The organism is Pseudarthrobacter sp. WHRI 8279 (assembly GCF_040224115.2).
Taxonomy (GTDB): domain Bacteria; phylum Actinomycetota; class Actinomycetes; order Actinomycetales; family Micrococcaceae; genus Arthrobacter.
In genome coordinates, this window is the sequence record NZ_CP168162.1 from 3699531 (window position 1) to 3723284 (window position 23754).

The 23754-nt window shown below is 67.7% G+C and carries 25 protein-coding genes; 16 read left to right on the top strand and 9 right to left on the bottom strand.

Going from position 1 to position 23754, the window contains the following annotated elements; translation table 11 throughout:
- Positions 1-26: 26 nt before the first annotated feature.
- The gene (locus tag ABRP28_RS16985) at positions 27-779 is read right to left on the bottom strand and encodes a DUF429 domain-containing protein (protein ID WP_350001354.1); all 753 of its coding nucleotides are present in this window, start codon (positions 777-779) and stop codon (positions 27-29) included.
- Positions 780-937: 158 nt separating this feature from the next.
- On the opposite strand from ABRP28_RS16985, the gene ABRP28_RS16990 reads away from it, so the two are divergent.
- Entirely contained in the window at positions 938-1786 is an 849-nt protein-coding gene (locus ABRP28_RS16990; RefSeq protein WP_350001352.1) for an alpha/beta hydrolase, read from the top strand.
- On the opposite strand, the gene ABRP28_RS16995 is transcribed toward ABRP28_RS16990, so the two are convergent.
- The gene (locus ABRP28_RS16995; RefSeq protein ID WP_374152879.1) at positions 1708-3117 is read right to left on the bottom strand and encodes a carboxylesterase family protein; all 1410 of its coding nucleotides are present in this window, start codon (positions 3115-3117) and stop codon (positions 1708-1710) included. The genes ABRP28_RS16990 and ABRP28_RS16995 overlap by 79 nt on opposite strands.
- A gap of 175 nt (positions 3118-3292) precedes the next feature.
- Positions 3293-3781 (bottom strand): inorganic diphosphatase, encoded by a 489-nt coding sequence (locus tag ABRP28_RS17000; protein ID WP_079596875.1) that lies wholly within the window; start codon positions 3779-3781, stop codon positions 3293-3295.
- A gap of 153 nt (positions 3782-3934) precedes the next feature.
- Here ABRP28_RS17000 and dacB point away from each other — a divergent pair, with 153 nt between their 5' ends.
- The 14 genes from dacB (at position 3935) to panC (ending at position 17935) form a co-directional block, all read left to right on the top strand.
- Positions 3935-5461, top strand: coding sequence for a D-alanyl-D-alanine carboxypeptidase/D-alanyl-D-alanine-endopeptidase (gene dacB, locus ABRP28_RS17005; RefSeq protein WP_350001348.1), 1527 nt, complete (start codon positions 3935-3937; stop codon positions 5459-5461).
- 167 nt (positions 5462-5628) lie between these two features.
- Positions 5629-6762, top strand: a complete 1134-nt coding sequence (locus ABRP28_RS17010; protein ID WP_350001346.1) for a zinc-dependent metalloprotease — start codon at positions 5629-5631, stop codon at positions 6760-6762.
- Positions 6763-6921: 159 nt separating this feature from the next.
- Entirely contained in the window at positions 6922-7977 is a 1056-nt protein-coding gene (tilS, locus tag ABRP28_RS17015; RefSeq protein ID WP_350001593.1) for a tRNA lysidine(34) synthetase TilS, read from the top strand.
- Positions 7978-8008: 31 nt separating this feature from the next.
- A complete protein-coding gene (hpt, locus tag ABRP28_RS17020) occupies positions 8009-8560 on the top strand; it encodes a hypoxanthine phosphoribosyltransferase (protein ID WP_041651844.1) in 552 nt (183 codons plus the stop codon).
- Positions 8561-8793: 233 nt separating this feature from the next.
- Positions 8794-10857, top strand: coding sequence for an ATP-dependent zinc metalloprotease FtsH (gene ftsH / locus ABRP28_RS17025; protein ID WP_231457895.1), 2064 nt, complete (start codon positions 8794-8796; stop codon positions 10855-10857).
- Between the two features lie 9 nt (positions 10858-10866).
- On the top strand, positions 10867-11511 hold the full coding sequence (gene folE / locus ABRP28_RS17030) for a GTP cyclohydrolase I FolE (RefSeq protein WP_231457894.1): 645 nt from the start codon (positions 10867-10869) through the stop codon (positions 11509-11511).
- An 11-nt stretch (positions 11512-11522) separates the two neighbouring features.
- Positions 11523-12443 (top strand): dihydropteroate synthase, encoded by a 921-nt coding sequence (gene folP / locus ABRP28_RS17035; protein WP_350001342.1) that lies wholly within the window; start codon positions 11523-11525, stop codon positions 12441-12443.
- Between the two features lie 10 nt (positions 12444-12453).
- Complete coding sequence (gene folB, locus ABRP28_RS17040; protein WP_350001341.1) at positions 12454-12861, top strand: dihydroneopterin aldolase; 408 nt, start codon at positions 12454-12456, stop codon at positions 12859-12861.
- The gene (gene folK, locus ABRP28_RS17045; RefSeq protein WP_350001339.1) at positions 12858-13403 is read left to right on the top strand and encodes a 2-amino-4-hydroxy-6-hydroxymethyldihydropteridine diphosphokinase; all 546 of its coding nucleotides are present in this window, start codon (positions 12858-12860) and stop codon (positions 13401-13403) included. Before folB ends, folK begins: the two co-directional genes overlap by 4 nt.
- On the top strand, positions 13400-13972 hold the full coding sequence (locus tag ABRP28_RS17050) for a DUF3180 domain-containing protein (RefSeq protein WP_350001338.1): 573 nt from the start codon (positions 13400-13402) through the stop codon (positions 13970-13972). Before folK ends, ABRP28_RS17050 begins: the two co-directional genes overlap by 4 nt.
- Positions 13953-14465, top strand: coding sequence for a PH domain-containing protein (locus ABRP28_RS17055; RefSeq protein WP_350001337.1), 513 nt, complete (start codon positions 13953-13955; stop codon positions 14463-14465). The genes ABRP28_RS17050 and ABRP28_RS17055 overlap by 20 nt, the downstream gene beginning before the upstream one ends.
- Positions 14462-16129 carry a PH domain-containing protein gene (locus tag ABRP28_RS17060; protein ID WP_374152880.1) on the top strand — a complete coding sequence of 556 codons (1668 nt, stop codon included), beginning with the start codon at positions 14462-14464 and terminating at the stop codon, positions 16127-16129. The genes ABRP28_RS17055 and ABRP28_RS17060 overlap by 4 nt, the downstream gene beginning before the upstream one ends.
- The gene (locus ABRP28_RS17065) at positions 16122-17015 is read left to right on the top strand and encodes a DUF2520 domain-containing protein (RefSeq protein ID WP_350001335.1); all 894 of its coding nucleotides are present in this window, start codon (positions 16122-16124) and stop codon (positions 17013-17015) included. The genes ABRP28_RS17060 and ABRP28_RS17065 overlap by 8 nt, the downstream gene beginning before the upstream one ends.
- 2 nt (positions 17016-17017) lie before the next feature.
- Entirely contained in the window at positions 17018-17935 is a 918-nt protein-coding gene (gene panC, locus ABRP28_RS17070; protein ID WP_350001333.1) for a pantoate--beta-alanine ligase, read from the top strand.
- Positions 17936-17945: 10 nt separating this feature from the next.
- On the opposite strand, the gene ABRP28_RS17075 is transcribed toward panC, so the two are convergent.
- Positions 17946-18212, bottom strand: coding sequence for a hypothetical protein (locus ABRP28_RS17075; protein WP_190612831.1), 267 nt, complete (start codon positions 18210-18212; stop codon positions 17946-17948).
- A gap of 127 nt (positions 18213-18339) precedes the next feature.
- On the opposite strand from ABRP28_RS17075, the gene ABRP28_RS17080 reads away from it, so the two are divergent.
- A complete protein-coding gene (locus tag ABRP28_RS17080) occupies positions 18340-18945 on the top strand; it encodes a TetR/AcrR family transcriptional regulator (protein ID WP_350001331.1) in 606 nt (201 codons plus the stop codon).
- Between the two features lie 81 nt (positions 18946-19026).
- Here the strand turns inward: ABRP28_RS17080 and ABRP28_RS17085 are convergent, their stop codons facing one another.
- The 5 genes from ABRP28_RS17085 to ABRP28_RS17105 are packed head-to-tail and all read right to left on the bottom strand — an operon-like array spanning position 19027 to position 23697.
- Positions 19027-19887: a phosphogluconate dehydrogenase C-terminal domain-containing protein gene (locus ABRP28_RS17085; RefSeq protein WP_350001330.1), complete on the bottom strand. Its 861-nt coding sequence runs from the start codon at positions 19885-19887 to the stop codon at positions 19027-19029.
- A 1-nt stretch (position 19888) separates the two neighbouring features.
- Complete coding sequence (locus ABRP28_RS17090) at positions 19889-20689, bottom strand: TIM barrel protein (RefSeq protein ID WP_350001328.1); 801 nt, start codon at positions 20687-20689, stop codon at positions 19889-19891.
- The gene (locus ABRP28_RS17095; RefSeq protein WP_350001326.1) at positions 20686-21489 is read right to left on the bottom strand and encodes a triose-phosphate isomerase family protein; all 804 of its coding nucleotides are present in this window, start codon (positions 21487-21489) and stop codon (positions 20686-20688) included. The genes ABRP28_RS17090 and ABRP28_RS17095 overlap by 4 nt, the downstream gene beginning before the upstream one ends.
- Positions 21473-21943, bottom strand: coding sequence for a ribose-5-phosphate isomerase (locus tag ABRP28_RS17100; RefSeq protein ID WP_350001325.1), 471 nt, complete (start codon positions 21941-21943; stop codon positions 21473-21475). The genes ABRP28_RS17095 and ABRP28_RS17100 overlap by 17 nt, the downstream gene beginning before the upstream one ends.
- Positions 21940-23697 carry a dihydroxyacetone kinase family protein gene (locus tag ABRP28_RS17105; protein WP_350001324.1) on the bottom strand — a complete coding sequence of 586 codons (1758 nt, stop codon included), beginning with the start codon at positions 23695-23697 and terminating at the stop codon, positions 21940-21942. The genes ABRP28_RS17100 and ABRP28_RS17105 overlap by 4 nt, the downstream gene beginning before the upstream one ends.
- Positions 23698-23754 lie beyond the last annotated feature (57 nt).

Below are 23754 nucleotides of genomic sequence, written 5' to 3' on the forward strand. Positions count from 1 at the left end.
GTCGTCTTATCAGGACAAAAAATTCTTTAGGTGACCAGTCCGTCGAGGCCGCACGAGGGCAGGTGGATCCAGCCCTCGGTGCGGGCGGCCTCCACATGGGCTTCGCCAGGACGCTCCGTCAGCCCGAGGGCAACGGCGCGGGCCGTGAGCGAGGCGATGACGGCGTCGAACATGTCGTCCGAGGCGGCCAGCTGATCCCCGTAGCCCTCAAGGTCCAGCCACGGAGCCTGCTCCCTCAGGGTGCCAAGGAGCGCGGCACGCCGTTCCGCCTCGGAACTGCCCCGTCCCTTGTAGCCCCGGGCGTTCAACCCCCAGAGCTTCAGCGAGGCTGCCGGGTAAACCTCCGCAAGGCGTCCGGAACCGTCCCGGAGCTGCGGTCCGTGGAGCGCGGCGATCCTTGCCTGGATCACGGCGCACCGCATGGCGGGATGCGCCAGCCTGTCGGCGGAAACACTCAGCGGTATCAGGCCTGTCCGTCCCGTGACGAACCGGTCCGTGTCCCGGTAGGCCAGCAGCCGCCGTCCTTCTATGCCGTCATACGCCAGGACGGGGCCGGCGTCGAAGGCCAGGTGGCCGGCAAGGAACGGAATCAGCGCATCCGGCCAGCCGACCGGGCAGTCCACACCGGTCATGTCGCTGGCGCCGAAGAGCGAAACGATTTCCTGGTCCTGGACGTCAAGCCCCAGGTGCACCAGCCGGGCTGACCCGCGGTTCCACTCGATGACTGCCACGGCCGTCTTTTTCGCAGCCGCGGCCAGGTCCACTCCGAGCGTCTTCACGTGACCAGACTCTACCGCCGCCTAGCGACGCCGTCTGCCGACGCCGTCGGACGCCGCCGGCGGCGTCCGCGGTGGACATTGGATGACGCCCTGCCGTGGTTCTGCAACGCTGGTGGGTGGTGGGCCGCCCGGCTGGCCAACGCGAAAGGAACATCCTTATGCCATGGCTCGATGTGCTCGGCAACGACATCCACTACACGGACTCAGGCCGCGGCCAGCCGGTGGTGCTGCTGCATGGGCATGCCTCGGCCGCGGCGTGCTGGGCACCGATCATCCAGGAGCTCGAGCGGGACTTCCGGGTGCTGGCGTACGACACGTACGATCACGGCTGGTCGTCGAACTCCCCGCGGCAGGGCCCCCTGGTTGACCGGGCCGAGGAGCTGGAGCATTTCATCAGCTCCCTGGGCCTTGAGGACCCCATTATTGTGGGGCAGTCCATGGGCGGGATGACCACGCTCCGCTGGGCCGTCCGCCACCCCGGCAGCGCGGCTGCCCTGGTGGTCTGCGGGATGGGATGGCCGCTGGTGGTGCCGCCGCCGGGACAGGAAGGCCAGCCGGAAAAGTTCGAGGTCTTCAGCTCGCTCGACCAGGATGAGCGGATCTGGCTGGGTGTGGGAAACTCCTTCACGGAGCGGTGGATCGCGGACAACCCGAAGGACTTCGCCCGCTATATCAGGGTCCGTTCAACCGCTACGGCCATTGAAGCCGCCCGGCACCCGCGCAGCCTCGAACAAAGCCAGGGGGAGTTCCTCAGCGCGGACCCGCGGGACATCGCAGCTTTCCAGCAGGGCCTGGAATCAGTGGCCAGTCCGCTGGTGGTGCTGATCGGGGATGGGGAGAGGCCGCGCATCCGCCGGGGCGCGGAGCACGTTGCCGCCACGGTGCCCGGCGCCCGCCTCCTGGTTGTAGGCGACGCCGGCCACAATGCCTACTTCCAGCGCCAGGACATCCTGGTGGAGGCGATCCGCACGGCAGTTTCCACCACCCGGGGACGCCGGCGGGCCTGATGAGGCCGACGCTCCGAGGTGTATTGGAGGGCGCCCGGGATGCCGCCTTTTTTGCCAAGGCTGTCGCCGCGCGCAAAACGTGACCAAAGCGCCCGCAGTTCCCGCCCCACGGCGTCCACATCCTCCCAGCCGGCACCGGAGATCAGGCCCGCGCCATCCCAGGTGTTCCGGTTCCCGAAGAGCAGCGGAAGGTCGATGGTGTGCGCGGCGCCGAGGACGTTCCCCGGGGCGTGCCAGTGCAGCTCGTAACGGTGGGCCCTGCCGCCGGCCAGGACGTGCCGGCGCGCGAACTTCCGGGCCGCCCGGCCGTAGACGGTTTCGGTGACCACCCAGTTGATGGCCCTGAGGGCGGTGGGGCCGGCAACCGGGATACCGTCCAGCCGGCTGAGGTAGGGGCTGCGGGGGAGGAAGAGCATCGCCTCCTCCGAGGTGTGTCCGATCAGGATCTCCATGCCGGGCGCCGAGCGGTTCCAGGCGTCCTCGATCCCGGTTTCCTCCGGCAGCGGCGCATGCCCGTACTGCGTCCCGAACGGCATCGCGGCCAGCATGCCGAACTTCCGGGCCACCTGCGCCACATGGTCCTCCCGCTCCACTACCTCCATGGCGGGAGTCTCTTCGGTCACAGCCTCTGCGGCGATGCCCATGGCATGGTTCATTTTTGCCCGGCCCCGGGAGATGCCCAAGGGGGCGCTCTGGATGATGGCACGCTGGAACAGGGCCGGCGCTTCTGGCGTCGCCATCAAGTGGGCGATCGCGTCACCGCCCGCGGACTGGCCGAAAGCAGTCACCCGGCCGGGATCGCCGCCAAATGCGGAGATGTTGCGCTGCACCCAGCGGAAGGCCTCCAGCTGGTCCAGGAGCCCCAGGTTGGCAGGCCGGCCAGAGCGGGTTGCCAGGAACCCGAACAGCCCCAGCCGGTAGGTCACCGAGACCACAATCACGCGGTTCTCCGCCACCAGCACCGCGGGGTCAAAGATGGCAAGGTCGCCGGATCCGGTGGTGTAGGAACCGCCATGGATCCACACCATCACGGGCAGCTGCAAGCTTTCCGGGCTGGAAAGGTCCACTTCCGCGGGCATGGTGATGGACAGGTTCTGGCAGTCCTCGCTGCCCGGCAGTTCGCCGTACCGGGTGCCCAGGATGTCATCCAGGAACGGCACCGGCCCCTGCGGGCAGGCTGGAGCGGGGGAGGTTGCAGCGTACGGTTCGGTCCAGTCAGGTGCCGGAGTTGGCGGCTGGAAACGCCCGGCGGTGGCGTATGGAATCCCGGTGGCGCGGAGGACGTTGCCGTCCCGCCAGCCTGTGACAGGACCGCATGGGGGAGTAAACAAGGGCTCGGAACTCACAGTGCAACGATTCCACAGTTTCCTGGGAGTTTTTGTCCACTTGTGCAGGGTTGCCATGCGGGGAAGCCTGCATATCTGGACAAAAAATCCAGGAATGACGACGGCGGGTGGTGGGGTTCCTAAAGAACCCCACCACCCGCCGTCGAGCGTTGAATGGGGACTAGTGGCCGGTAGGCACGTAGCGCTTGATGGAGGCTTCCAGCTCCGCCTCTGCGGCGGCACGGTCGCCCCAGCCCTCGGCCTTGACCCATTTGCCGGGCTCCAGGTCCTTGTAACGGGTGAAGAAGTGCTCGATCTCCTTGATCAGGAAGTCATTGACGTCGCTGACTTCCTGGATGTGGTCAAAGCGGGCATCCACAGGGACGCACAGGATCTTGGCGTCGCCGCCGCCGTCGTCAGTCATGTTGAAGACGCCGATAGGGCGGGATTCAACGATGACGCCGGGGTGCAGGTCGAAGTCCTGCAGGAGCACCAGCGCGTCCAACGGGTCGCCGTCCTCGCCGAGGGTGTTCTCGAAGTATCCGTAGTGCGTGGGGTACTGCATGGAGGTGAAGAGGACGCGGTCCAGGCGGACGCGGCCGGTCTCGTGGTCGACTTCGTACTTGACGCGTGATCCCTTGGGGATCTCGATGGTCACGTCATGCTTCATGGAATGCTCCTCGGCAATTCGGGGGGTTCGCGGCACTTCTGACGGGCAACAAAAAGGACTGTCAGTGCCGCCGACTATTATCGAGGATATAGCGAGAGGCCCTGGAATCAGGAACTTGTGGGGAAATTTCAGGACTTGAGGACCGGCACCGGCATGACCAAAACGAGCGGCACGAACCAGTGGCCCGGCCGTGCCCGGCAGGCGGCGCGGAGCGGCGCCAGTGGTCTGCGGAGGTCCTGGCCGGCGGTCCTGCTGTCCATGCTCCTGGTGGCCCTTGCCGTCCCGGCAGCCCTGCTGGTGGCACCGGGCTTCCTTGGACCGGAACCACCGGCCCCCGCCCCGCCCGCACCCGCCTGGCAGCAGGTTCCGGCCACTCTTTCCACCGTGCAGGGACTCGCCCCGCCGGATGGGTCGGCCCCGGCGCCCCTTCCGTCCAGCGTCAGCGCCCGGCTGGAGCCGCTGTTGAAGACCGACGGCGGCGGGACCTTTACCGGGCTGGTGCAGGATTCCCTCACGGGCCAGGTGCTGTTTGACCGTGGCGGTTCCGAGAACCGGGTGCCGGCATCCAACATGAAGCTGCTGGCGGCCGTCGCCGCCCTGCGGTCGCTGGGCCCGGAACACCGCTTCACCACCCAGGCTGCGGCCGGGCCGGCGCCCGGCCAGGTGGTGCTGGCCGGCGGCGGCGACGTCCTTCTTGGACCCGGTGAGTCCGCCCCGGAGCAGGTGATGGGCCACGCAGGACTGGCAACGCTGGCTGCACGGACCGTGGAGAAGCTGCAGGAGGGCGGTGCGGCAGGGGAAATCAAGGTGCTGGTGGACGATTCCCTTTTTTCCGGCCCCGCACTGAACCCGGCGTGGCAACCAGGGGACGTGGCGGCCGGTGAAGTTGCCCCCGTGTATCCCCTGGCTTTGAACTCGGCCCGCTACGATCCCGCCGTTACCACTGGCCCGCGCCCGCAGGATGCGGCAATGGCGGCAGGGGAGGAGTTCGCCGCCCGGCTGCGGACGGCAGGTGCCGCCGCGGGACTCACCGTGGCAGCCGCCGTCGAACGCCTGCCCCAGGCGGCAGACACGCCGGCGCTGCCAAGCCCCGAGGGGGCCGGCCAGCCGGCGGTGCTGGGCGAGGTTCAGTCGGCCACCGTTGCTGAGCAGGTGAACCTGATGCTCCAGGACTCGGACAACTACCTGGCGGAGGCGTTGGGCCGGCTGACGGCATTGGCTGGCGGGCTGCCGGGCAGTAACGACGGCGCCACGGCCGCAGTGGGCGCGCAGCTGGCCGCTGCAGGCCTGGCTTCTGAAGGGATGAAGCTGGTGGACGTGTGCGGCCTCGCCATGGGCAACCAGGTCCCGGCCCGGCAGTTTGCCGAGGTGGTGCGGGCCATCGCGTCCGGTACGGATACCCGGCTCCGGGCTGCCCTGGACGGCTTCCCGGTGGCTGGCCTCTCCGGAACCTTGGACACCCGGTACCGTGACGCGGCCACCGCCCGGGGCGCGGGGCTGGTGCGCGCCAAGACCGGCACGCTGAACACCGTGCTGGCATTGAGCGGCTACGTGGTGGATGCGGACGGCCGGCTGCTGGTCTTTTCCTTTATTGGGAACGGGCTGGCCCCGGGCGCGGCGGGTAACAAGGAAGCGCTGGACCGCGCCGCCACCGCGCTCGCCGGCTGCGGCTGCCGCTAGGGTTGGGACGCGAAGCGGAAGGGCGGTCCTGCCCCGCATGAACGGCCCTGGTCCCCGGATGCGCCAGCATCGCCCGTGCGGCGCCGCGACGCCCCTGCTCGGGCAGATGGTTCGCCGGTGAGCGAACTTAAGGACTATCCCAAGCCTGCTGTGTTCTGATGGGAACCATGGAGTCAACTGCACGCGAGTCGTCAGCCAAGACGTTGTCCGCCACGGCACAGTCCCTGATCAACTGGGACCTCGCCGCTTCCACCGCCGCGCGCCTGGCTCCGGCCGGGCCCGTGCTGGACCAGGCCGCCATCAGCGAGGCCGTGGACAGCCTGCGGCGCCTGGCGGATGTGTCCGTTGACCATGTCCATCAGATCACCGGGCTGGAAGCCGCCCGCGATCTCCGCGACTCCTCCGTGCTGGTGGTGGACCGCGCGTCCTGGGCCAAGGCCAATACGCAAAGCTTCGCCGTGATGCTCAAACCCGCCATGGAAAAGATGCTGGAAAGCAGGCAGGGCAACCTGAGCCCAAGCGCCGCGAGCGTCAGCGGGGCCATCACGGGAAGCCAGCTCGGCGCCGTCCTGGCATTCCTGGCCAGCAAGGTCCTTGGCCAGTACGATCCCTTCGCGGCCCTTGCGGAAGGGTCCACCGCACCTCCGGCCGGCCGGCTCCTGCTCGTGGCCCCGAACATTGTGGCCGTGGAGCGCGAACTCAACGTCACCCCGGAGGATTTCCGGCTATGGGTGTGCCTGCACGAGCAGACCCACCGTGTGCAGTTCGCTGCCGCGCCGTGGCTCCGGCACCATATGCTCGAACAGATCGACCAGCTCAGCGTGCACCTGCTGGGCAACGTCGACTCCCTGATGGACCGGGCAACCGCCGCTGCCCGCTCCCTGAAGGACCGCAGTGCCTCCGGAAACACTCCCGGCCGCGGCGCCATCCTGGACCTCCTCCAGGACCCCGAGGAGAAGGCCGCAATTTCGCATCTCACCGCCGTGATGAGCCTCCTGGAAGGCCATGCGAACGTGGTGATGGACGCCGTGGACGCCAGCATCATTCCGTCCGTCAAGACCATCCGCCAGCGGTTCAACGACCGCGGCAAGGACCGCGGCGTGATCGAAAAGTTCATCCGCAGCCTCCTGGGACTGGACGCGAAAATGCGGCAGTACTCCGACGGCGCCAGGTTTGTGCGGGCCGTGGTGGACGCAGCCGGCATGGAGGGCTTTAACAAGGTGTGGGAGTCTGCGGACCACCTGCCCACCGAACCCGAGATCCACGACGCCAAGCTGTGGCTTGAGCGGATGGGACTCTGATTGCCGGGCATCCAACCAAGTGAGGCCACTGCCGCCGTAGATGAGGCCGCCGCGGAGTCCGTCCAGGGGGCTGGAACCAGCGGTTCCACGGCCGGTTCCAGGAGCGGACGACGACGGCCGGGCAGGCTGGCGCCCGTCGTCGGCAAGGCGCGTAAAGCCCTGGGGGACGCACTGGCGCAGGCCGGCTATCCCCGCCACGTCCTGGTTGCCTGCAGCGGCGGCCCGGACTCCCTGGCACTGGCCGCCGTGGCCGCCTACTTTGCCCGGCGCGGCCATGTGGACGGCCACCCGGTGACGGTGGGGGCGGCAGTCGTGGACCACCAATTGCAGGAAGGGTCAGCGCAGGTCGCGGCCAGGACCGCGGAAACACTGGAGGAGCTGGGGTTGTCCCCGGTGGAAATCCGGACCGTAACGGTGGCCGGCACCGGCATGGGCCCGGAGGCGGCAGCACGGGAGGCCCGGCACGCCGCACTCGAAGCGGCAGCGGAGGGCCAGGGGGCCGCGGCAATCCTGCTGGGCCACACGCTGGATGACCAGGCCGAACAGGTGCTCCTGGGCCTGGCGCGCGGCTCGGGCACGCGCTCGCTTGCCGGGATGAGGCCGGCGAGGGGTGCCCTGCTGCGGCCGTTCCTGGGGCTTCGCCGGGCGGATACGGAAGAGATCTGCGAGGTGGAGGAGCTCGAGCCCTGGCATGATCCCACCAACCGGGACCCGTCCTATGCCCGGTCCCGGACGCGGGTGGAGGTCCTGCCCCACCTGGAGGAAAAACTCGGTCCCGGCGTCGCGGAATCCCTGGCCCGCACAGCCTCCATCCTGCAGCTGGACGCCGACTACCTTGAGGATGTGGCCGAAGCCACGTTTGCCTCCATGGTGGAGCGCAACGGTCCGGAACTGAGCCTTCCGGAGGAGGCGTTGCGCGCCCTGCCCCCTGCCATCCGGTACCGCGTGATCGCCAAGGCCGCGGCCGACGTCGGCGGGCAGCAGCCCAGCTACCAGCGCCTTTTGGCGGCGGAGGCGCTGCTGCGGCGGCACGGTTCGGCGGGGCCGGTGGAACTTCCCGGCGGAGTGAGTGCCTACCGCCTGTCCCTCGTCCAGCTGGCCGGCGCGGAAGCCGCGGACGGCCCGGCTGCCGGCAGCGAAGCCAAACCCGTTCCCCGCGGAGCCGCACGCTGTGGGAAGCTAGTACTCCGGCCTCAAAAGCCGCCCGCAAAATAGTCGCACCCCCGCATCTACACAGGAGCCATTGGTGGATTCAAACGACGTCCAGGCAGACCTCAAGCACGTTCTCTACACCAAGGAACAGATCCAGCAGCGGATCACCGAACTCGCTGCCCAGATCGACAAGGACTACGAGGGCCGCGAAATCCTCATCGTGGGTGTGCTCAAGGGCGCGGTGATGGTCATGGCGGACCTGGCCCGGGCGCTGCACAGCCACATCTCCATGGACTGGATGGCAGTGTCCTCCTACGGGTCCGGCACCCAGTCCTCCGGCGTTGTCCGCATCCTGAAGGACCTGGACACGGACCTGATGGGTAAGGACGTCCTGATCGTCGAGGACATCATCGACTCCGGCCTGACCCTGTCCTGGCTGAAGACCAACCTGGAATCGCGCGGCACGGCGTCGGTGGAAATCTGCACCGCCTTCCGCAAACCCACCGCCGCCAAGGTGGAAATCGACGTCAAGTACGTGGGCTACGACATCCCCAACGAATTCGTGGTCGGCTACGGCTTGGACTACGCCGAGAAGTACCGCAACCTGGACTTCGTGGGCACCCTGGCCCCGCACGTTTACGAGTAGGCTGCCCCTCCCGGACCGCCGCCGAGCCGCCGTCGGCACTTCCTTGAAAACAACGCCCTTGGGGCAGGCCCTCCGCCGTCCTGGCAGCGCTACGCCCATAGGGAACTTTTGCCGTCCATCATGCGTGATCTACTCCGGACGGTGTATAGCTAGAAGCTGACGCAGCACCATCACGCGCGCAGACTACTCGCCGTGCAGCACTACCAGAAGGGACGGGGTTAGCCCCCGAACAGATGAAAGCTAAGAACTTCTTCAAAGGCCCGGGCATCTGGATCGTCGTCGTGGTCGGTCTGCTCCTGGTGGCCTTTGCAACGCTTGCCCCTGGTGGTGCGGCACGGATTGACACGGACAAGGGCCTTGAACTGCTCTCCGGGGACCAGGTGGAGCAGGCCAAGATCTTCGACGGCGAAAACCGCGTTGACCTGACTTTGAAGGACAACCTGCAGTTGGACGGGCAGGACAAGGGCAAGAGCGTCCAGTTCTTCTTCGTGGACGCCCGCGCCGAGGACGTGGTCAAGGCCGTCACGGACTCCAAGCCGGCCCAGGGCTACACGGACCAGCCGATTGAGAGCAACTGGTTCTCCGGCCTGCTCTCCCTCCTGATTCCCGTCATCCTCCTCGGCGCGCTCTTCTGGTTCCTGATGACCCGCATGCAGGGCGGCGGCTCCAAGATCATGCAGTTCGGCAAGTCCAAGGCCAAGATGGTCAGCAAGGACATGCCGCAGGTGACCTTCGCCGACGTCGCAGGATCCGACGAAGCCGTGGAAGAACTCCAGGAGATCAAGGAATTCCTCCAGGAGCCCGCCAAGTTCCAGGCCGTTGGCGCCAAGATCCCCAAGGGCGTACTGCTGTACGGCCCTCCGGGCACCGGCAAGACACTCCTTGCCCGCGCCGTCGCAGGCGAGGCCGGCGTCCCGTTCTTCTCCATCTCCGGCTCGGACTTCGTGGAGATGTTTGTTGGTGTGGGTGCCTCACGTGTCCGCGACCTCTTCGAGCAGGCCAAGGCTAACTCCCCGGCCATCATCTTCGTGGACGAGATCGACGCCGTCGGCCGCCACCGCGGTGCCGGCATCGGCGGCGGCAACGACGAACGCGAGCAGACCCTCAACCAGCTCCTGGTGGAGATGGACGGCTTCGATGTCAAGACCAACGTCATCCTCATCGCCGCCACCAACCGCCCGGACGTGCTGGACCCGGCACTGCTCCGCCCCGGACGTTTCGACCGGCAGATCGGCGTGGAAGCGCCGGACCTGATCGGCCGCGACCAGATCCTGCAGGTCCACTCGAAGGGCAAGCCGATGGCGCCCGGTGTGGACCTCAAGGCCGTGGCCAAGAAGACTCCCGGGTACACCGGCGCGGACCTGGCCAACGTCCTGAACGAGGCAGCGCTGCTCACCGCGCGCTCCAACGCGAACCTCATTGACGACCGCGCCCTGGACGAAGCCATCGACCGCGTCATGGCCGGCCCCCAGAAGCGCAGCCGCGTGATGAAGGAGCACGAGCGCAAGATCACCGCGTACCACGAGGGCGGCCACGCCCTGGTGGCGGCAGCGCTGCGGAACTCCGCCCCGGTCACCAAGATCACCATCCTGCCCCGTGGCCGCGCCCTGGGGTACACCATGGTGGTCCCGGACAACGACAAGTACTCCGTGACCCGCAACGAACTGCTGGACCAGATGGCCTACGCCATGGGCGGCAGGGTGGCGGAAGAAATCGTGTTCCATGACCCCTCCACCGGCGCGTCCAATGACATCGAAAAGGCCACCGGCACTGCACGCAAGATGGTCACCGAGTACGGCATGAGCGAACGCGTCGGCGCAGTCCGCCTGGGCCAGGGCGGCGGAGAGCCCTTCCTGGGCCGCGACGCCGGGCACGAGCGCAACTACTCCGACCAGATCGCCTACGTGGTGGACGAGGAAGTGCGCCGGCTCATTGACCAGGCCCACGACGAGGCTTACGCCATCCTTACCGAGAACCGCGACGTCCTGGACCGGCTGGCGCTCGAGCTGCTGGAGCGCGAAACACTGAACCAGGCCGAGATCGCCGACATCTTCCGCGACATCCGCAAGCGCGATTTCCGCGAGGTGTGGCTGTCCAAGGAGTCCCGTCCGGTCCAGATGGCGGGCCCGGTGGAGTCCCGCCAGGAGCGGGCTGAGCGCGAGGCCCAGGAGGAAGCCAAACAGGCGCGCCTGGATGAGCCGCTCGACGCCCGGCCGCCGCACCCGCAGGGTGTTCCCGAGGACGCTCCGTTCCAGGGCGGCGTCACCGACGCAGGCCCGGACACCCTTCGCGGCTAAGCTTTCTACGTGACCCACTTCGACGACGACGACGTTCCCGCCTCCGCCGGATACCCGGCGGAGGGCGGATCCCACCACTCAAAGCACCACAAGGTGGACCGGCCCAGGATCGAGGCGGCCGTCCGCGAGATTCTCCTGGCCATTGGAGAGGACCCGGACCGCGGCGGCCTCATTGACACCCCCAAGCGGGTGGCCAAGGCCTACGCCGAGGTGTTCGCCGGGCTGCACCACGACCCCGCGGACGTCCTGTCCACCACCTTCGACCTTGACCATGAGGAACTTGTCCTGGTCAAGGACATCCCCTTCTATTCCACCTGCGAGCACCACCTGGTGCCGTTCCACGGTGTGGCCCACGTGGGGTACATCCCCTCGCATGAGGGCAAGGTGACGGGCCTGAGCAAGCTCGCCCGCCTGGTGGACATTTACGCCCGCCGCCCGCAGGTCCAGGAGCGGCTCACCACTGAAATCGTCGAGGCGTTGGTGCGCTACCTCAAACCCCGTGGCGCCATCGTCGTTGTTGAATGCGAACACATGTGCATGTCAATGCGCGGTATCCGCAAGCCCGGAGCGAAGACCGTCACCAGCGCGGTCCGCGGGCAGCTTCATGACCCGGCCACCCGCGCCGAAGCCATGAGCCTCATCCTCGGAAGGTAAACCATCAGACCATGGACTCACTAGCTGCAGCGCCGGGAACCGGCCCCGCAACATCGCCACTGCCCATCCTTCGCAAACCGCGCCCGGCCGCACGGTTCGAAGACCTCCCCACGGACCGCACGCTGGTCATGGGCATCCTGAATGTCACCCCCGATTCCTTCAGCGACGGCGGCCGGCACGCCACGGCGGACACCGCCATCGCGGCAGGGCTCCGGATGTTCTATGCAGGTGCGGACATCATCGACGTCGGCGGTGAATCCACCCGGCCCGGCGCCGAGGACGTCACCCCGGAGGAAGAGCAGCAGCGCGTCATCCCCGTCATCCAGGCGCTGGTGAAGGCCGGGGCGCTCGTCAGCATCGACACCACGCACGCCTCCACGGCCGCAGCCGCGGTGGAAGCCGGCGCTGCCATTGTCAATGACATCTCCGGACTCAGCATCGAACCGGAAATGGCCGAGTTCGTGGCCGCCGCCAAGGTCCCGTACATCCTCACCCACCGCCGTGGTGACGCGCGCACCATGAATTCGCTTGCCGACTACAAGGACGTGGCGGGCGAAGTGGTGGCCGAACTCGCGGGGGTGCGGGACAAGCTGTATGCAGCCGGTGCCACCCCGGAGCAGATCATCGTGGACCCGGGGCTGGGATTCGCGAAGAACGACGCCCAGAACTGGGAACTCCTGCAGAACCTGGACCAGTTGGATAGCCTCGGCCACCGCGTCCTGGTGGGTGCCTCCCGCAAGCGGTTCCTCGGCACGCTGCTCACGGTGGCCGGAAAGTCCGCGGCCCCGGAGGAGCGCGACGGCGCCACAGCCGCCATCACCGCCATCAGCGCCTACCGCGGCGCCTGGGCCGTCCGCGTGCACGACGTCGGCCCCAGCCTTGACGCCGTCAAGGTTGCCGCGCGCATGACCGCACCCCGCGCCCGCAGCTAAGCCGCGCCCCATGGACAGGATTACGCTGACTGGTGTAACGGCCGTGGGCCATCACGGCGTGTTTGATTTTGAGCGCCGCGAGGGCCAGCCTTTTGTTGTGGACGCAGTGTTGCACCTGGACTTCGCCAAGGCGGCGGAGTCCGACGACGTCCGGGACACCGCGCACTATGGCGAGGTGGCGCAGCGTATTACCGAGTGGATCGCCGGCGAGCCGCTGAACCTGATCGAGGCGCTGGCGGTGCGGATCGCGGAGGGCCTGCTGGCCGAATTCCAGCTTCAGGCCGTGGACATTACCGTGCACAAGCCGCAAGCCCCCATTGAGGTTCCGTTCGGCGACGTTGCGGTCAGCGTCCACCGCACTCGCCGCGACGGGGAAACGCGCGCCGGGGGACAGCAAGCCCAGGGGGAGGGGCCATGAACAGCGGCTATACCAAGGCGGTCCTGGCGCTCGGCAGCAACCTGGGTGAGCGCAATGACACCCTTTCCGAGGCTGTGGCAGACCTCGTTGATCCGCCGGAGGTGAGGCTGCTCGCCGTGTCCCCGGTTGTGCAGACGAAGGCCGTGGGCGGCCCGCCCAACCAGCCGGATTTCCTCAATATGGTCATCACGGTGGAAACCAGCCTGTCCCCGCACGAACTGCTGGACCACTGCCAGGCCGTGGAGAACAAGCACCACCGCGTGCGGGAGGTGCGCTGGGGGCCGCGGACGCTCGACGTCGACATCATCACCTACGGCGACCTCCGCAGCGGGGACCCCTCCCTGACATTGCCCCACCCCCGGGCCGCCGTCCGCGCCTTTGTGCTCTACCCGTGGTCGCTTATCGAGCCGGCCGCCACCCTGGACGGCGAACGGATCAGCGTACTGGCGGCACAGGCTGACGATTTTGCCGACCTCGCCCCGTTCGACGGCTTCGGCGATTTCGACGGCGTGCCTACCGCCGGAGCGGTGGAAGAACGATGAAACCCATCAACCCGCTGCGCCTCCTGCTGATCGGTTTCATCCTGGCCGTGGCGGGCTGGTCCGCCACCGTGGTGACCAGCCGGTTCGGCATGTCCACCCCGGTCCTCCCGGCCACTGCCCTGGCCACCATGGGCGTGATCGTGGCCATCACCCTGATCCTCGGCATCCGCGTGCTGAAGTGGCGCAACAGCCTCGACACCAACGGCGCCCGGACGGGCACCAAGGCAGGCCCCAGGAAAAGGCCCGTGCTTGATCCGCTCCTCGCCGCCCGGACCCTGGTCCTGGCCCAGGCCTGCGCCTACGCCGGAACGGTGCTGCTGGGCTGGCATGTGGGCATCTTCCTGGACCAGCTCCGCATCTGGAGCCTGCGCAGCAACCAGGGCATCACCTGGCTGGCGCTTGCCATGGCCGGCGGGGGACTGGTGATGATCGTGGTGGGCCTGCTGGTGGAGCGGTTCTGCAAGATCCCGCCGGAGGACGGCGACACCAAGGGCATTGAGGGAAAACCAGGCCGCGCCGTGCACGGTGAAGCCTCCGGGGAAGGCGAATATGCATACCGGGGCGATTGATCCGCCGGGCATCACCTGGCAGCGCGTCTCGCCGAAGTACGTAACCGTCAGGGTGGTGCAGTGGGCCCTGGGCAACCTGGCCACCGTGCTGGTCCTGTCCCTTCCGCTTGTGCTTGTCCTCGCGGGCGGGTGGGCCTGGCCGCCGCTGTGGCTGGCAGCCGCCGTACCCGCCGTGGCTTTGGTGGCTGCTCTCTGGCGGCTGGCGCTCATCCCGCGGCAGGTCCGTGCCATCGGCTACGCCGAACGGGACGACGACCTCCTGGTCCGGACCGGCATCTTCTTCCAGCGCACCATGGCCGTCCCTTATGGCCGCATGCAGTATGTGGACATCGGCGTGGGCCCGGTGGAGCGGTCCCTGGGACTGTGCACCCTCAAGCTCCACACAGCGTCGCCCGGCACCAACGCCCAGATCCCGGGCCTGCCCGCCGCAGAAGGTGCCCGGCTCCGCGAGCAGCTGGCGGCACGGGGCGAAGCCAGGCTGGCAGGGCTGTGACCGCGGAGGAACCGCGTCCGGGCCCCGCCGCTTCCTTCCCTGGCGCGGGCGGCACCGCGGCTGCACCCCCGCCAGGCAGCGCGCACCAGCCATCCAATGCGCCCCAGCCAACCAATGAACCCGCGCCAGGCACTGCGCCCCAGACAGGGAGCGCGTCCGACGGCGAGTGGCTGCGTGTGCACCCGGCGTCGCCCTTTGTCCGCGGCTGGGTGGCCCTGGCCGCCATAGGTTTCTTCTTCGGCCGTGACATCTTTGAACGCTCGCTGCAGGGCCAGCCGGTTTTCGAGGAAGAAGTCGCCGGCCGGGCGTCCTGGCTGCTGGCGGGCGGCGCCATGGTGCTGCTGGTCTCGGTGCTGGGTTTCCTCCTGACCTGGTACTTCACCAAGTACCAGGTGTCCGGCGGTTACGTCCGGGTCAATACCGGGTTCCTGTTCCGGCAGCAGCGGCAGGCGCGGCTGGACCGGGTCCAGGCCATCGACATCGAGCAGCCGCTGCTGGCCAGGATTTTCGGCCTCGCCGAGCTGAAGTTCGAGGTGGCCGATGCAGGAGAGTCGGCGGTGCGGCTGGCCTACCTGAAGATCGATGACGCCCGGCAGCTCCGCGCCACCATCCTGGCCCGTGCCGCTGGGGTGGCCGTTGACCCGGCCCATCCGGAGGCACCCTCGCCCGAGGCGCCCGAATACCCGGTACTGTCGGTGCCGCCCCGGCGCCTCGTCGGTTCCCTGCTGCTCAGCGAGCAGAGCTTTTTCGTGGTGCTTGGCGGCATTGCGTCCGTGGTGCTCGCCGCCGCCACGGGCAGCCAGGCGTTCTACTTCTACCTCATCCCGGCTGCCCTGGGCCTGGCCGCCAGCTACTGGGGACTGTTCAACAAGGGCTACAACTTCACCGCGGCGATCTCCCCGGATGGCATCCGGCTGCGCTACGGCCTGCTGGACACCCAGGCGCAGACCCTGCCGCCGGGGCGCATCCAGGCCCTGAAGGTCACCCAGCCGCCGCTCTGGCGCCCCCTCGGCTGGTACCGGATGCAGGTCAACGTGGCCGGTTACGGAGTGGTGGAGAACGCCGGCGAGGGCTCCGCCCGGACAACGCTCCTGCCCGTCGGCACGCTGGCGGACGTGATGGCCATGCTTGCCCTGGTGCTGCCGGACCTAGGCACCCCCCAGCCAGCGGCCGTCTTTGGCGCGGGGCTCACGGGGTTGGATTCCGACGGCGGATTCGTCACCACTCCGCCGAAGGCCCGCTGGCTCGCCCCGCTTGGCTGGCGGCGGAACGGGTTTGCCGCCACGGACACCGCCCTGCTGCTCCGTTCCGGCCGCTGGTGGCGGCAGCTGGCGGTGGTGCCGCACCAGCGCACGCAGTCCATGGCCCTCCACCAGGGTCCGCTGGCACGCCGGTTCGGAGTTGCCGACCTGATTCTCCACACCACCCCCGGCCCCGTTGTGCCGCGCCTGGTCCAGGCCGGACGGGATGCTGCACTAGCCCTGTTCGACGAACAATCTGCCCGTGCCCGGTTGGCCAGGAAGAGGCAGACTACGGAACAGTGGCTCAGGCAGGTGGCTCCGGACGCACCGGCCATTGGGGTTGCCGGCGCCGGCTCCCAGCCAGTGGCCGGGCCCCTGGAAGCCCACACCACACAACAACAGGAAGGCGGGCAGCATGGCTAAGCCCGGACGCCTCGGCGTCGGAATCATCGGCGCGGGCAAGGTGGGGGCGGTCCTTGGTGCCGCCCTGCGCGCCGCTGAACACGCCGTCGTCGGAGTTTCGGCGGTGTCCGAAGCGAGCCGTGAGCGCGCGGAAGCGCTGCTCCCCGGCGTGCCTGTCCTTGAAGTGCAGGAGATCGTGGAGCGGGCGGAACTGGTCGTGCTCGCTGTGCCCGACGACGCCCTCCCGGGCTTGGTGGAGGGGCTTGCAAAGCTGGGCGCCTGGCAGCCGGGCCAGCTGGTTGCCCACACCTCCGGCCGGTTCGGCGTGGGCGTCCTGCATCCGGTCCGCGCAGCCGGTGCCGTACCGCTGGCGCTGCACCCCGCCATGACGTTCACCGGGATGAGCCTGGACCTGACCCGGCTGCTGGACTGCACCTTCGGCGTGACGGCAGATGCCGCCATGCTTCCCATCGCCCAGGCACTGGTGGTGGAAATGGGCGCGGAACCGGTGGCCATCGCCGAGGCTGACCGGACGCTGTACCACGCAGCCCTGGCGCACGGCTCCAACCACCTGGTCACCCTTGTTGCCCAGGCGTCCGAACTGCTGCGCTCGGTGGGAGTGGAACTCCCCGAACGCATGCTGGGCCCGCTCCTGCGGGCCACCCTGGAGAACGCGCTGGCCTCAGGGGAGTCCGCCCTGACCGGTCCGGTAGCGCGCGGTGACGTCGGAACCGTCGCGGCACACGCGGAGGCGCTGCGGGAGTTCGACGGCGGCGGGCACGGGGATGTGCTGGCCGCCTACCTCGCCATGGCCCGTGCCACCGCCCTGCGCGCAGAAGGGCGCGGACTCCTGAAGCCGGACCAGCTGGAGGGGCTGCGCCGCGCCCTCGATCCCAAGGAGGACTGACGATGCCCATCAAACTTGCCACCACGGTGGCTGAGCTCCGCACTGAAGGCGCCCGGCTGCTGGGCGCCACGCAGGGAACATCGCAGGGACTGGTGCCCACCATGGGCGCACTCCACGAGGGCCATGCAGCCCTGGCGCGTGCCGCCGTCGAACAGAACGACGTTGTGGTGGCCACCATCTTCGTCAATCCACTGCAGTTCGGCGACGCCTTGGACCTGGACCGCTACCCGCGCACGCTGGACGCCGACCTTGCCCTGCTGGAAGACCAGGGCGTGGACCTGGCCTTCGCGCCGTCTGTGGAGGAGGTCTACCCCGGCGGGGAGCCGCTGGTGCGGGTCACCTCGGGCCGGCTGGGGGAAAAATGGGAGGGGGCCTCCCGGCCGGGCCACTTTGACGGCGCCCTGACGGTGGTGGCCAAACTCCTCCACTACGGCCTGCCAGCCGCGGGCCTGCCCGCCGCCGGGCCGGCACCGGGAAGGCTGCCTGCCTACCGGGCGTACTTCGGCCAGAAGGACGCGCAGCAGCTTGCCTTGGTCCGGCGCATGGTGGCGGACCTCAACTTCCCGGTGGAGATCGTGGGGGTGCCCACGGTGCGTGCGGTCGACGGGCTGGCACTGTCCAGCCGCAACCGCTTCCTGTCGGACGAAGAGCGGGAGGGGGCCCTGGTACTGTCGCGGGCCCTCCGGCTGCTGGAGGAACGAGCGAACGCCCGGCAGCCGCTGGACCTTGACTCAGCCCGGGCCATGGTGGAATCCCAGCCGCTGGTGGCGCTGGACTACTTCGATGTGGTGCACCCGGATACGCTGGAGCCGCTTGCCGAGAACTGCCGGGAGACGCCGTTCAGCGGCGAAGCCCTGGCGCTCATCGCCGCCAGAGTAGGGCCGGTGCGGCTCATCGATAACGCACGGCTGAGTTCCTGACGCCAGGCCGCTAGATGCAGGGTTCTTCCCGGTTGATCATCAGTTGTTCGAGCAGCGCGCGCTCGGGCCTGCCAGGGTGCTTGGCGACGCAGCGGCGCAGGCGTGCCCTGGCGAGCTCCTCACCGGGTTCGCGGCTGCAGAGCACTTCATCGATGATTTCCTGGGCCTGCCATCGGAGGGACTCAATGGCGAACTCCCGGATCTCGGACGGGGTGTCTTCGGCCATCCAGGGATCAGGGTCTGAGGGAACGCTTTGGAACATCCGCTCTGCTGACATCGGGGCCTCCTTGCACCAGTCCGAGCAGGCCTGTGTGGGGCCTCCACGGCGTCTAAGCACTGCGCTACGGAAAACATTACAGGCGGTAAGACTGGTCTGTCTTCCCCCGGAGTAGACTGAAATCGAGATGAATCCAGAGGCGAAAGTCCCGGCGTTTCCGGCGGTGGCATCCGGTCCTGCCAACCCGGCGGACCGGATCATTGACGTGGCTTACGAGCTCTTCTCCACCCGCGGCGTACGGGACGTCGGCGTGAACGAGCTCATTGAACGGTCCGGAGTTGCCAAAGCGACGTTCTACCGGCATTTTCCTTCCAAGGATTCACTTGTCCTCGCGTTCCTGGAGCAGCGGGACAAACGGTGGACCATGGATCTGATCCTGGCGGAGGCACATCGCCGGGGCAGCACTCCCCGGGAGCAACTGCTGGCGATCTTCGATGTGTTCGGGGACTGGTTCCTGCGGGAGGACTTCGAGGGGTGCTCCTTCGCCAAGGTCCTGCTGGAGATGGGACCTGCCCACCCGCTGGGACAGGCCAGCATCAGTTACCTGGCTAAGATCCGCGGCCTCATCCAGACCGCCGGCGAAGAGGCGGGGCTGGTCCGGCCCGAGGAGTTTGCCTATTCGTTGCAGGTCCTTATGAAGGGCTCCATCGTCCAGGCTGTGGAGGGTGACCTGCAGGCCGCTAGACGTGCGCAGCAGATGGCGGCCTGGCTGATCGAGCATCACAGCAGCTGAAGACAGCGAAGCCCGGTGGTTGAGCCTGGCGAAACCTGGGTCTTGTCAGCTTAACCACCGGGCATGCCGCCATTGCAGGTGCTAGCGCTTTACTGCTTCCAGCTTGAGCATCTTGGCGATGACGTTGTCGAGTTCGGAGTCGTCGAAGATCTTCTTCCAGTCGTCCTTAATGATGGTGTCCTTGCCATACTGGATGGCGATTTCGCAGGCCTCCGAGAACGGGTTGGAGCCGCGCAGGGCGTTGGTGAGGGCGATCTGTACGTGGCCGAACAGCATGGCCTTGGCCGCTTCCTCGGGAACGCCGACGGTGTGAACGGTTTCGTGCAGCGCCTCGTTCAGGAGCGTGCCAATCATGCACGCTACGGTTTCGACGAGCGTGGGTTCAAGGACGGCGAGCTGGTACACGGTGACCCAGTGAACGTCGATGACGGGCGCGTAGATGATGCGGATGGCAGCCTCGGCTGCTGCCTTGGTCTCCGCGGAGGCGTCGTCGTCGATCGCGGCGACCACGTTCTGCGGGGCGCCTTCGCCGCCGAAGGTGTCGGCCCACTCTTCTTTGGTGGTGCGCTCCAGGAACACCGACGGGTGGCACGGGTGTGCAACGGCCTGGACGACGTCGTTGCGCTTTGCCAGCAGGCCGGCGTAGGCGGCCGCCGGATCCAGGGTGAGCAGGATGGCACCGGACTTCATCTGGGGGACAACACCTTCGGACACAACGCCCAGGACGGTGTCCGGGACGGCGAGGATAACCACGTCAGCGCCCTTCACTGCGTCGTCGGTGGCGGTGATGGTGCGGCCTTCAGCCTGGATGCGTTCCTGGCCGGCGGGGGAGTTTTCGCTGTAGAAGACGGTGTGGGCGCTCTTCTGGAGGTTCCGGGAAACGCGCATTCCCATTTTGCCTCCGGCTCCGATGACGGCGACGGTCAATTTTTCTGCTGACATTTCATTTGCTCCTTAGGATTTCGATGCTGTGCTTGGTCCACTGGTTTTCGAGGCGGATGGTGTCCGCTTCGGTGCCCTGCCATGGCAGCCAGTGTTCGACGATCTGGTTGATGTTTTTTTGGTGGGGATCGATGGTGCTGACCATGTAGTCGTAGTCGAGCAGGCCTTCGCCGAGCGGGGCGCCGGCGTACGTGAAGCCGACCCACCCGTCCTTGCGGCTGAACGCGAAGTCCTTGATGTGCATGTTCAGGACGTAGGGTGCGACGGCGTCAATCACCTCGCGCGGCATCTCCAGCGCCGCGACGGTGTTGGCGGGGTCGCTGCAGATGCCCAGGTAGGGGCTGTCCACGCCGCGGATCACGTCCAGGACCCGGGAGGTGGGGACCTGCTCGTAGGTTTCCACCGCCACCTTCACGCCCGCGGCTTCGAACTCGGGCAGGACCTCTTTGAAGATCGCCACCGCTTCCTCATTCGAGGGCGTGTGGCCCGGGGCGTTGAACATAGTCCGCAGCAGGGGCGAGCCGAGGATCCCGGCGATGCGCAGGAATTTCCGCAGGTGCCCGGGGCGGATGCCCTTGGTGCCGAGCTCCAGGGAGATTCCCAGCCGGTCCGCGGTGGCCCGGACTGCTTCCAGTTCGGAGTCAGTCATGGTTTCCAGCGGAGCGTAGTCGCAGACCTGGAAGAGGCCCACGCCCAGTTCGGCGGTCCTCTCCAGCGCATCGTGGAGGCTCAGCGGTGCGGAGACCTTGTCCGAGAGCTGCCAGAAGAAGGCGTAGCTGCTCAGCCCAATCCGTGAGGTCATACGGCCACCTCCGCTGAGGCGAGCCGCGCGGCGGTCTCATCGAGGATGCTTTTCAGTGCCTGGGGGTCGTGCGCGAAGCGGCCCAGGAACAGCCCGGCGACGGCGGAATCCAGGTGCCTGATCAGGCCGGGGCCGGCACTGCCGCCGTAGATCACGCGGCTGTTCTCTTGGCCGGGCAGGGCGCGCAGGTGAGCGTCCAGCCCGGTGATGACGGCGCTGATGTACTCCGGCGTCGCCGGTTCCGGTGCGCCGATCGCCCACTGCGGCTCGTATGCCACGATGGTCCTGCCTGCCGGTGCCAGGGACTGTGCCCGGGTGAGGGCGGCGTCTATCTCAGCTGAGCATTGAGCGATGGCTTCCTCGGGTGACCCGGCAGCCAGTTCCCCGACGCACAGCACAGGGGTGAGGCCGTTGCGGTAGGCTGCGGCGGTCTTCAGGCCGATGACCCGGTCGTCCTCGCCGAGGATCCGTCGGCGTTCGGCGTGGCCCACTTCGGCGTAGCGGCCGCCGAGTTCAGCCACGGTTTTACCGCCGACCTCACCGGTGAACGCGCCTTCGTCTTCCCAGAAAATGTCCTGGGCGCCCGTTGCGGCTCCCGCCGGGCCCAGGATCCGTGCGGCCTCGGGGAGGACCGGGAGGGTGGGCAGGACGAAGAGTTCAATCTCGCCGCTCTGGACGGCCGGATGGGCGAGGGCGATGGCTGCCACGTCGCGGCAGTAGTCCACCGAGCGCTGGTAGCCGAAGTACATCTTCAGGCTGACGCCGATGATGGCCTTCGGGTTCTTAGCAGGAAGTGACACCTTCGTAGTCCTTAATCAGGGTGACTTTCTCTGCGGAAGCGGAGCTTTCGTCGAAGGTGTAGGTGAGCCATTCCTTGGCCAGGCGGCGGGCAAGCTCCAGGCCGACGACGCGCTGGCCGAAGGTCAGGACCTGGGCGTTGTTGGACAGGATGGAGCGTTCCACAGAGAAGCTGTCATGGGCGGTGACGGCACGGACGCCGGGCACCTTGTTGGCCGCAATGGCCACACCCAGGCCTGTGCCGCAGACCAGGAGGGCGCGGTCGGCCTTGCCTTCCGCGATGAGTTCGGCCGCGGCGATGGCCACCGACGGGTAGGGGGTGTGGCTGGTGGCGTCCACCCCGACGTCGGTCACGGATTCCACCAGTTCGGAGGCTTCCAGGTCAGCCTTGAGGGCTTCCTTGTATTCGAAACCGGCGTCATCGGCTCCAATGACCAGGCGCAGTTTGGCGCTCATGCTTTCTCCTTAATAGCGGTGTTCTCGACGAGGGTGGTGTGAATTGCCCGGATGATCAGGGCCATTGATACGGCCCCGGCGTCCGGGGTTCCAAGGCTCTTTTCGGCGTGCGGGCGGGCGCGGCCCATCAGGGGCAACAGGTTCGCGGTTGCGTCAGCGGCTTCCTGTGCGGCGGCGGCTGCGAGGCCCCAGGCTTCGGTGAGGGATTGGCCGGCACCTACCGCTGAGGCGAGGGCGTCGCGGAACGGGACCAGGACGTCCACCAAGGTTTTGTCACCGGGCTTTGCCTTGCCGAAGTCCATGATTGCCGCTGCGGCGCCGCTGACTCCCGCGGCCACGGAATCGGCGTCGGGCGCTTTGATGTCACCCACGGCGTCACCGATTGCGCGCAGGGCCATGCCCCAGAGGGCGCCCGAGGTGCCACCCGCCTTGTCCGCCCATGCGTCGCCGGCGGTGTAAAAGGTTGTGGCGGCTCCTGCCCCGCGTCCGATGGCGTCTGTTGCGGCTTCGACGGCGGCGCGGACACCGCGTTCCATGCCGATGCCATGGTCGCCGTCGCCGGCAATCGCATCGATGCGGCCCAGCTCGTCGGCGTTCGCGTCCACCACTGCCTTAGCGGCGTCCAGTGCTGCCAGGACAAGTGCGGCGGCGGCACGTGAGTCAGCAGAGGCTTCCGGGATGGAAAGTTCGACGGCGGCCTCATCACCGGCGTCGCTTACCTCCAGGGCAGCGGCGGTGATGGCGCCGCGGCGGAAGGCGGGTGCGTCGGCGGGGGCGTTCCAGAGGGTCTCGAGTTCGTCGTCGAGCCAGAAGAGCGTGAGGGAGGTGCCGGCCATGTCGAAGCTGGTGACCAGTTCGCCCACCTGCGGATCCACTGCTTCCAGGCCGGCTTCGGCGAGGAGTTGGGCTACCCGGCGGTAGACCACGAAGAGTTCTTCGTATTTCACGCTGCCCAGGCCGTTGAGGATGGGGACCACGCGTGGCGCAGTAGTGTTTCCTTCGGAAGGGAGGCCGTCGGGGATCTCGGTGAGGAGCTTGGACACGAGCAGTTCGGCGAGCCCGTCCGCCGTCGGAATGCCTGTTTCGTCGATGCCCGGCTCGCCGTGGATGCCCATTCCCACGGCCATCCGGCCCTCGGGGACGGAGAACAGCGGGTGGTCAGCACCGGGGAGGGTGCAGCCGGTAAAGGCGACGCCGAAGGAACGGGTGCGGTCGTTGGCAAGCTCCGCGACGGCGACGACGTCGTCCATCGGGTAGCCCGCTTCGGCGGCGGCCGCAGCCACCTTGAAAACGGTCAGGTCCCCGGCGATGCCGCGGCGCTTGCTGCGCTCGGTCAGCGGGGCGGAGGAGACGTCGTCGGTCACCGCGATGCTGCGGCAGTCGATGCCTTCCCGGCGGAGGCGCTCCTGGGCTTGGGTGAAGTGCAGGACGTCTCCGGCGTAGTTGCCGTAGCCCAGCAGCACACCGCCGCCGTTGTTCGCGGCCTTGGCCACGTTGAAGACCTGCTGTGCGGAGGGTGAAGCGAACAGGTTGCCCATCGCCGCTCCGTGGGCCAGGCCCTGGCCCACCAGTCCGGCGAAGGCGGGGTAGTGGCCGGAGCCGCCGCCGATCACCAGGGCCACCGTGTCCGGGGTGCTCTTGGTGTTGCGGATCACGCCGCCGGAAACGCGCTTGACCCAGCGTCCGTGGGAGGCAACAAAGCCCTCGATCATCTCGTCAGCGAAGGCTGCGGGTTCGTTGAACAGGCGGGTCATGGGAAAGCTCCTGGGCCTAACGTGGTGGGAAGTCGTGAATCTGCGGTGAGGTCCCGG

What these genes read in the sequence shown, in the direction of transcription:
- ABRP28_RS16990 (WP_350001352.1), top strand. Translation starts at nt 938, where the DNA reads ATGCCATGGCTCGATGTGCTCGGCAACGACATCCACTACACGGACTCA.
- ABRP28_RS17000 (WP_079596875.1), bottom strand. Translation starts at nt 3,781, where the DNA reads ATGAAGCATGACGTGACCATCGAGATCCCCAAGGGATCACGCGTCAAG.
- dacB (WP_350001348.1), top strand. Translation starts at nt 3,935, where the DNA reads ATGACCAAAACGAGCGGCACGAACCAGTGGCCCGGCCGTGCCCGGCAG.
- ABRP28_RS17010 (WP_350001346.1), top strand. Translation starts at nt 5,629, where the DNA reads ATGGAGTCAACTGCACGCGAGTCGTCAGCCAAGACGTTGTCCGCCACG.
- ftsH (WP_231457895.1), top strand. Translation starts at nt 8,794, where the DNA reads ATGAAAGCTAAGAACTTCTTCAAAGGCCCGGGCATCTGGATCGTCGTC.
- folP (WP_350001342.1), top strand. Translation starts at nt 11,523, where the DNA reads ATGGACTCACTAGCTGCAGCGCCGGGAACCGGCCCCGCAACATCGCCA.
- folB (WP_350001341.1), top strand. Translation starts at nt 12,454, where the DNA reads ATGGACAGGATTACGCTGACTGGTGTAACGGCCGTGGGCCATCACGGC.
- folK (WP_350001339.1), top strand. Translation starts at nt 12,858, where the DNA reads ATGAACAGCGGCTATACCAAGGCGGTCCTGGCGCTCGGCAGCAACCTG.
- ABRP28_RS17050 (WP_350001338.1), top strand. Translation starts at nt 13,400, where the DNA reads ATGAAACCCATCAACCCGCTGCGCCTCCTGCTGATCGGTTTCATCCTG.
- ABRP28_RS17055 (WP_350001337.1), top strand. Translation starts at nt 13,953, where the DNA reads ATGCATACCGGGGCGATTGATCCGCCGGGCATCACCTGGCAGCGCGTC.
- ABRP28_RS17065 (WP_350001335.1), top strand. Translation starts at nt 16,122, where the DNA reads ATGGCTAAGCCCGGACGCCTCGGCGTCGGAATCATCGGCGCGGGCAAG.
- panC (WP_350001333.1), top strand. Translation starts at nt 17,018, where the DNA reads ATGCCCATCAAACTTGCCACCACGGTGGCTGAGCTCCGCACTGAAGGC.
- ABRP28_RS17075 (WP_190612831.1), bottom strand. Translation starts at nt 18,212, where the DNA reads ATGTCAGCAGAGCGGATGTTCCAAAGCGTTCCCTCAGACCCTGATCCC.
- ABRP28_RS17080 (WP_350001331.1), top strand. Translation starts at nt 18,340, where the DNA reads ATGAATCCAGAGGCGAAAGTCCCGGCGTTTCCGGCGGTGGCATCCGGT.
- ABRP28_RS17085 (WP_350001330.1), bottom strand. Translation starts at nt 19,887, where the DNA reads ATGTCAGCAGAAAAATTGACCGTCGCCGTCATCGGAGCCGGAGGCAAA.
- ABRP28_RS17090 (WP_350001328.1), bottom strand. Translation starts at nt 20,689, where the DNA reads ATGACCTCACGGATTGGGCTGAGCAGCTACGCCTTCTTCTGGCAGCTC.
- ABRP28_RS17100 (WP_350001325.1), bottom strand. Translation starts at nt 21,943, where the DNA reads ATGAGCGCCAAACTGCGCCTGGTCATTGGAGCCGATGACGCCGGTTTC.
- ABRP28_RS17105 (WP_350001324.1), bottom strand. Translation starts at nt 23,697, where the DNA reads ATGACCCGCCTGTTCAACGAACCCGCAGCCTTCGCTGACGAGATGATC.